At 62.1% G+C, this 7,102-nt stretch carries 5 protein-coding genes; all 5 read left to right on the top strand.

Annotated features, from left to right (window positions below; translation table 11 throughout):
• Positions 1-503 precede the first annotated feature (503 nt).
• Positions 504-1,283: a peroxide stress protein YaaA gene (gene yaaA, locus ACCC94_RS26195; protein WP_413352526.1), complete on the top strand. Its 780-nt coding sequence runs from the start codon at positions 504-506 to the stop codon at positions 1,281-1,283.
• A 1,548-nt stretch (positions 1,284-2,831) separates the two neighbouring features.
• Positions 2,832-4,142, top strand: a complete 1,311-nt coding sequence (gene algD / locus ACCC94_RS26190; RefSeq protein WP_413352525.1) for a GDP-mannose 6-dehydrogenase — start codon at positions 2,832-2,834, stop codon at positions 4,140-4,142.
• 130 nt (positions 4,143-4,272) lie between these two features.
• On the top strand, positions 4,273-5,754 hold the full coding sequence (gene alg8 / locus ACCC94_RS26185) for a mannuronan synthase (protein ID WP_413352524.1): 1,482 nt from the start codon (positions 4,273-4,275) through the stop codon (positions 5,752-5,754).
• 33 nt (positions 5,755-5,787) lie between these two features.
• Positions 5,788-6,960, top strand: a complete 1,173-nt coding sequence (locus ACCC94_RS26180; RefSeq protein ID WP_413352523.1) for an alginate biosynthesis protein Alg44 — start codon at positions 5,788-5,790, stop codon at positions 6,958-6,960.
• A 13-nt stretch (positions 6,961-6,973) separates the two neighbouring features.
• Positions 6,974-7,102, top strand: a 129-nt coding sequence (locus ACCC94_RS26175; RefSeq protein WP_413352527.1) for a hypothetical protein, incomplete at its 3' end; no start/stop codon positions are given.

The raw sequence follows: 7,102 nt of genomic DNA, 5'->3' as shown, positions 1-7,102 counted from the left end.
GAGCGTCCGTGGTCATCCATACGCAGGTCACCTCTTCTGGGAACGTTACGACGGAATGCCGTGACAGCGCTCCGCCGTGCGGTGAGCCGCCGGCTCTCGGGGGTGGGGTCGAGAGCACTGCGAAAAGGGGACGGGCCGGGCCGGGGCCGCCACCTGTCTGCAGGGTTCGGCGGTCTACGATTCAACAAATACAGGAAAAAACATGACGATAAAAAGTCTTTTTCCTTCCTAAGAAGGTTTTTTTCTTCGTACGACGAAATACCTTGGCGAGGGCCTCCGACAGCGCTAGCTTTAGGGGTCCCACCTCCTGCAATTCATTGTCCTCACCTCGGCCAATCTGTTTCAAAGCGGCACGCGACGCCGGTCCCGGCTTGCGCACCCGACGCCCCGCCCCGCCTTCCCGATAGAAGAACTCCGCGCTTTTCAGAAGCTAATCGTCCCCATAGGTGGAGCCTACGCCTGCGACTCCTTACAATCGCCGCTCGCTTGTAGGAGACCGCACGATGCTGATGGTGATTTCCCCCGCCAAGACCCTGGACTACGACACCGCACCGGTGACGCAGCGCTTCACCCTGCCCGAGCACCTGGACGATGCCCAGGAGCTGATCGGCATACTGCGGGAACTGACCCCGGCGCAGATCGCCGAGCTGATGCACCTGTCGGACAAGCTGGCCGGCCTCAACGCCGCACGCTTCGGCAGCTGGCACCCGGACTTCACCCCGGCCAATGCCAAGCAGGCGCTGCTGGCCTTCAAGGGTGACGTCTACACCGGCATGCAGGCCGAGGATTTCGGCGAAGACGACTTCGATTTCGCCCAGCGCCACCTGCGCATGCTCTCCGGTCTTTATGGCGTGCTGCGTCCGCTGGACCTGATGCAGCCGTACCGCCTGGAAATGGGCACCCGGCTCGCCAACGCACGCGGCAAGGACCTCTACGCCTTCTGGGGCGAGCGCATCAGCGCCTGGCTGAAAGAGTGCCTGGCCGAGCAGGGCGACGACGTGCTGCTCAACCTGGCCTCCAACGAGTACTTCGGCGCGGTGAAGCGCAAGGCGCTGAACGCACGGGTGATCGACACCGAGTTCAAGGACCTGAAGAACGGCCAGTACAAGATCATCAGCTTCTACGCCAAGAAGGCCCGCGGGATGATGGCGCGCTACGTGATCAAGGAGCGCCTGACCAACCCCGAAGGCCTGAAGGACTTCAACTACGCTGGCTACGCCTACAGCGCCGAACACTCCAAGGCCGACCAGTTGGTGTTCCTGCGCGACCACGCCGAAGACTGATCGCCCGACCTGCTGCACCAAACGGGAGCCCTGGGGTTCCCGTTTTTGTTTGCGCGGCCAAGCCTGCAGGAGCACTCCACGCGGTTCGCGAGCAAGCTCGCTCCTACAGTCGGCGCGAAAGGTCAGCTGTAAAGCTCGACCAAGGAGTACGCCGCGCAGGACTTCGCGGACAAGGTCCGCTCCTACGGATAGTCACCCAGCGCCGCTCTGGCTCCGGGTCTGAAAGACTTCCAGAGAAACGACCGTGCACTCCGAATGCCCCGTTCAGGAGGCCTCGTTGAAGTGGAGTTTCAGGGGTTGAGCGACATGGATGTCGCGAGAGCCGCGATGGGCCAGGGATGGCCCTTCGTGGGGGGACGCCTAGTTCGTGCCCCTGAAACTTCGCTTCAACGAGGGAATTTTTCGCCCCAGGCGAAAAACCGGATGTCCGGGGCAAGCCTTCTTGGTTACTTCTTCGGCGTTTGGAAGAAGTGACTCGCCCGAGGGGGCGAAATCGAATACATCCGCTCACGCCCAAGGCGGCGCAGAAACTCCAATGCCAACGCGAGCGTCGGTCCTGCCAATGGCTCGCACGCATGGGGCGCTCCTAAAGGGAGCACCCCCGCGCAGATTGCCCCACACCGCTTCGCCTCTATTGCGCGTCCAGAATCCCCACTGATTCCAACTGGCCTGTAAGCCATTGACCATAAGACCGCCCGCTCAGCGGTGGCCGATCTGTACGTTTTCTGCCCAAAACACCCCGTCAAGACCCTACACCGGAAAGGGTCAAAATGACCGTTCGTCTGCTTCAGGATTAATCGTGAGAAATTTTTTCGGCGCTCCGGACCGGTCGGAAGGATGGAAATCGTCCTGATTCGCTACCTGCCTTGTAATCCATTGGCCAGTACCAGCCCTTGGCCATGACATGCATTTCACGATTGCACTTTGCAAGATGGAAAGCTGAACGGGAGCTGAACGAATGTGTTGACGACGATAGCCAGTCGTTTTTAACGAAAAATTCAATGGAACTTTCGCCCGCCTTGCACTTTGCATTGGAGAAAAAGCCGCGAGTTTTGCCATCAGCGCAGCATCAAGTGATATCAATTGGATATTTCAAATGATTTCAGAAGCGAGATGGGCGGAAGGAACTAACCGACTTTCGGATAAATCCTATTTGCGCAACGACCATCGATGGCGAAGCGAAAGTGCCTCGGTGGAAAGTGCGAGTTTCAGTTCCAAGGTTATTCCGATTAGCTCTTGCCAATCCTTAACCTGAACTGCAACCCCATGAAATAACTGAACTTTTCAGATGACGAGGCAATCATCTAACCAGACTGGAGCACGCCAGGCGGACTTTGCACCAACTTTGCAATCCGTCTGAAACATAACAGGGCAAACATTCAGAGTTTGCACCGAGACTGTGCTCGAAAGTTTAGCACTCGATTCCCATGCCTGCCTGGAAGGAAGTACGGAAGACACTTCGACAGTGTCATCCGGGGGTTCTTGCAACCTTTAAAAAGCGCCCACAGGGCAACTTTAAACAGTTCGACCATTGAAGAGGTGAATGCGATGCGTATCAGCATCTTTGGTCTTGGGTATGTTGGCGCAGTATGTGCCGGCTGCCTGTCCGCACGAGGCCACGAAGTCGTTGGGGTGGATGTCTCCACCACCAAGATCGATCTGATCAACAACGGGAAGTCGCCCATCGTCGAACCGGGCCTGGAGCCGCTGCTCGAGCAGGGCATCCGCACCGGTCGCCTGTCGGGCACCACCGACTTCAAGAAGGCCGTACTGGACACCGACGTGTCGTTCATCTGCGTTGGCACCCCGAGCAAGAAGAACGGCGACCTGGACCTGGGCTACATCGAGTCCGTCTGCCGCGAGATCGGCTACGCGATCCGCGAGAAAAAGGAACGCCACACCGTGGTCGTGCGCAGCACCGTGCTGCCGGGCACCGTGAACAACGTGGTGATCCCGATCATCGAGGACTGCTCGGGCAAGAAGGCCGGCGCCGACTTCGGCGTGGGCACCAACCCTGAGTTCCTGCGCGAATCCACCGCGATCAAGGACTACGACTTCCCGCCCATGACCGTCATCGGCGAGCTGGACGCCCAGACCGGCGACCTGCTGGAAGAGATCTACCGCGAGCTGGACGCGCCGATCATCCGCAAGTCGATCGAAGTCGCCGAGATGATCAAGTACACCTGCAACGTCTGGCACGCCGCCAAGGTCACCTTCGCCAATGAGATCGGCAACATCGCCAAGGCGGTCGGCGTCGATGGTCGCGAAGTGATGGACGTGATCTGCCAGGACCGCAAGCTGAACCTGTCGCGCTACTACATGAAACCCGGCTTCGCCTTCGGCGGCTCCTGCCTGCCCAAGGACGTGCGCGCCCTCACCTACCGCGCCAGCCAGCTGGACATCGAACACCCGATGCTCGGTTCGATCATGCGCAGCAACCAGCACCAGGTGCAGAAGGCCTTCGACATCATCGCCGCCCATGGCAGCCGCAAGGTCGGCCTGCTCGGCCTGTCGTTCAAGTCCGGCACCGACGACCTGCGCGAAAGCCCGCTGGTGGAACTGGCCGAGATGCTCATCGGCAAGGGCTACGAGCTGCAGATCTTCGACCGCAACGTCGAGTACGCCCGCGTCCATGGCGCGAACAAGGAGTACATCGAATCGAAGATTCCGCACGTCTCTTCCTTGCTGGTCTCGGACCTGGACGCCGTCGTGAAGTCCTCCGACGTCCTGGTGCTGGGCAACGGCGATGAGCTGTTCGTCGACGTGGTGAAGCAGGCGCCGGAAGGCAAGAAGGTCGTCGACCTGATCGGCTTCATGCCCAGCGTCACCGACGAGCGCGCCGAAGGCATCTGCTGGTAACGCGCCGCTCTTCGTAGGAGCGAGCTTGCTCGCGAATGCTCTGCGCCGCACCTCGGTGCCAGGCGGGTTCGCGAGCAAGCTCGCTCCTACAAGAGCCCACGCCCCAAGAAGCGACAGACGGATTTCGACGATGGATACCTACAAACGAGTGATCGGTGAAGCCACGGGCTGGCTGGTCTTCCTCAGCCTGCTGATGCTGCTGGCACTGCTGGTGCCACCGACCGTGTTCGACGCCAACTCCAAGGACTTCCTGCTGCTGATCGGCGCGGTCGGCATCTGGCGCTATTCCATGGGCGGCCTGCACTTCCTGCGCGGCATGCTGTTCCTCTACGTGGTCTACCCGCATTACCGCCGCAAGGTCCGCAAGCTGGGCGAGGCGGCCGACCCGTCCCACGTGTTCCTGATGGTCACCAGTTTCCGCATCGACGCGCTGACCACCTCCATGGTCTATCGCTCGGTCATCGAAGAAGCCATCCACTGCGGCTACCCCACCACCGTGGTGTGCTCCATCGTCGAGATGTCCGACGAGGTGCTGATCAAGCAGCAGTGGCAGAAGCTCAACCCGCCGGATCACGTGAAGCTCGACTTCGTGCGCATCCCCGGCACCGGCAAGCGCGACGGCCTGGCCCACGGTTTCCGCGCCATCTCCCGTCACCTGCCGGACGAAGACGCCGTGGTCGCGGTGATCGATGGCGACACCGTGCTCGAACCGGGCGTTGTGAAGAAGACCGTGCCCTGGTTCAAGCTCTTCCCCAACGTCGGCGGCCTGACCACCAACGAGTTCTGCGAAGTGCAGGGCAGCTACGTGATGAGCGAGTGGCACAAGCTGCGTTTTGCCCAGCGCCACATCAACATGTGCTCCATGGCCCTGTCCAAGCGCGTGCTGACCATGACCGGGCGCATGTCGGTGTTCCGCGCCGCCGTGGTCACCGACCCGGACTTCATCACCGACGTGGAAAGCGACCACCTGGACCACTGGCGCCTGGGCCGCTTCCAGTTCCTCACCGGTGACGACAAATCCAGCTGGTACAGCCTGATGCGCCTGGGCTACGACACCTTCTACGTGCCGGACGCGGCGATCAACACGGTCGAGCACCCGCCGGAGAAGAGCTTCATCAAGGCCAGCCGCAAGCTGATGTTCCGCTGGTACGGCAACAACCTGCGGCAGAACTCCCGCGCCCTGGCCCTGGGCCCGCAACGCCTGGGCTGGTTCACCAGCGTGGTGCTGTTCGACCAGCGCCTGTCGATGTGGACCTGCCTGCTGGGCCTGGTCGCCGCGATCATCGCGAGCATCAAGTACAGCATCGCCTTCCTGCTCATCTACCTGCTCTGGATCGGCATCACCCGCTTCGTCCTGACGCTCCTGCTGTCGCTGTCGGGGCACCACATCGGGCCGGCCTATCCCGCGATCCTCTATTACAACCAGATCGTCGGTGCCCTGGTGAAGATCTACGTGTTCTTCCGCCTCGACCAGCAGTCGTGGACCCGCCAGAACACCAAGCTCGACCGCGGCCTGGCCAGCTTCCAGCGCTGGTTCAACACCTGGTCCTCGCGAGCCATGACCTTTTCCGCGGCCAGTATTTTCGTCGCCGTACTGCTGACCATCGTCTGACCTCCTTTTTAGCTACGAACAGGACTCGACCTCATGAATACCGCCGTCAACGTCAATGTCGTGCACGAATCCGAAGCCCAGCGCCAGCACGCCCGGGTCAAGCTGCCCGCCCGCATCCGCTTCATCGGTTCCCACCGCGAGGGCGTCGACGCCCGCCTGCTGGACCTGTCCGCCGGTGGCTTCGCGTTCGCTGCCGCGAACAACACCCCGATCCAGGTCGGCGACCTGCACAAGGGCAAGCTGCTGTTCCAGATCGACAGCATCAGCTTCTCCCTGGAAGTGGAATTCCAGGTGCGCTCGTACGATCGCGAAAGCGCCCGCGTGGGTTGTGAATTCCAGCACCTGAAGCCGCGCGAGATCGCCGCCCTGCGCTACCTCATCACCTCCTACCTGGCCGGTGAAGTGATCAGCGTCGGCGACATGCTCAACACCCTGCAGCGCGAGAACTTCACCAAGGCCCGCAAGCACGGCGCAGGCTCCGGCGGCATGGGCTTCTTCGGCCGCTTCCGCGCGGTCACCGTCAGCACCGCGATCTTCGTGGTCGGCGTCGGCGCCTTCGCGGTGATCCTCAACCAGATCTACAACCTGTATTTCGTCACTCACGCCGACTCGGGCGTGGTCAGCGTCGCCAGCCAGCAGATCACCATGCCGCGCGAGGGCACCGTGGAGAGCCTGGTGGAGCCCGGCGCCGACGTCGCCAAGGGCGCGCCGATCGCTTCCTTCTCGGCCAACCTGCTGGACCTGCTCAAGGGCAACCTGACCGAAGAGCAGCTCAACCCGAGCAACATCGAGAAGCTCTTCGGCCACCAGATGAAAGGCACCCTGACCAGCCCGTGCGACTGCCGCGTGGTCGAACAGCGCGTCGCCAACGGCCAGTTTGCCAACAAGGGCGACGTGATCTTCACCCTGACCCCGCGCGACAGCAACGCCACCATCGAGGCGCGCTTCCCCTACCGCAACGCCGCCGAGCTGTCCCCCGGCACCCACGTGAACTTCCAGGTCGCCGGCGACGCCGAAGTGCGCGGCGGCCGCATCCTGCGCACCGCACCGGTGGACGGCGACCTGTCCTCGGAAATCCGTGTGCAGATCACCCCCGACCAGCCGCTCGACAGCCAGATGGCTGGCCGCCCGACTGAAGTCAGCATCGGCGGCCTGCCGGGCCGCACCCTGCTGAACAAGGCGATGGCCCTGGCCACCGCCCGCTAAGAGGACCGCCCGCATGAATCGACCTGTCATCCGACACGCCCCGCACCTGGCCCTGGCGCTGGCCATCGCCGCGGCCGCCGGTTGCGCCGGCCTGCCCGACCAGCGACTGGCCCAGGAAGCCCTGGAGCGCGGCGACATCGCC

This window comes from Pseudomonas sp. Pseusp97 (genome assembly GCF_047304025.1).
GTDB lineage: Bacteria > Pseudomonadota > Gammaproteobacteria > Pseudomonadales > Pseudomonadaceae > Pseudomonas.
This window is presented reverse-complemented; position numbering and strand designations above follow the sequence as displayed.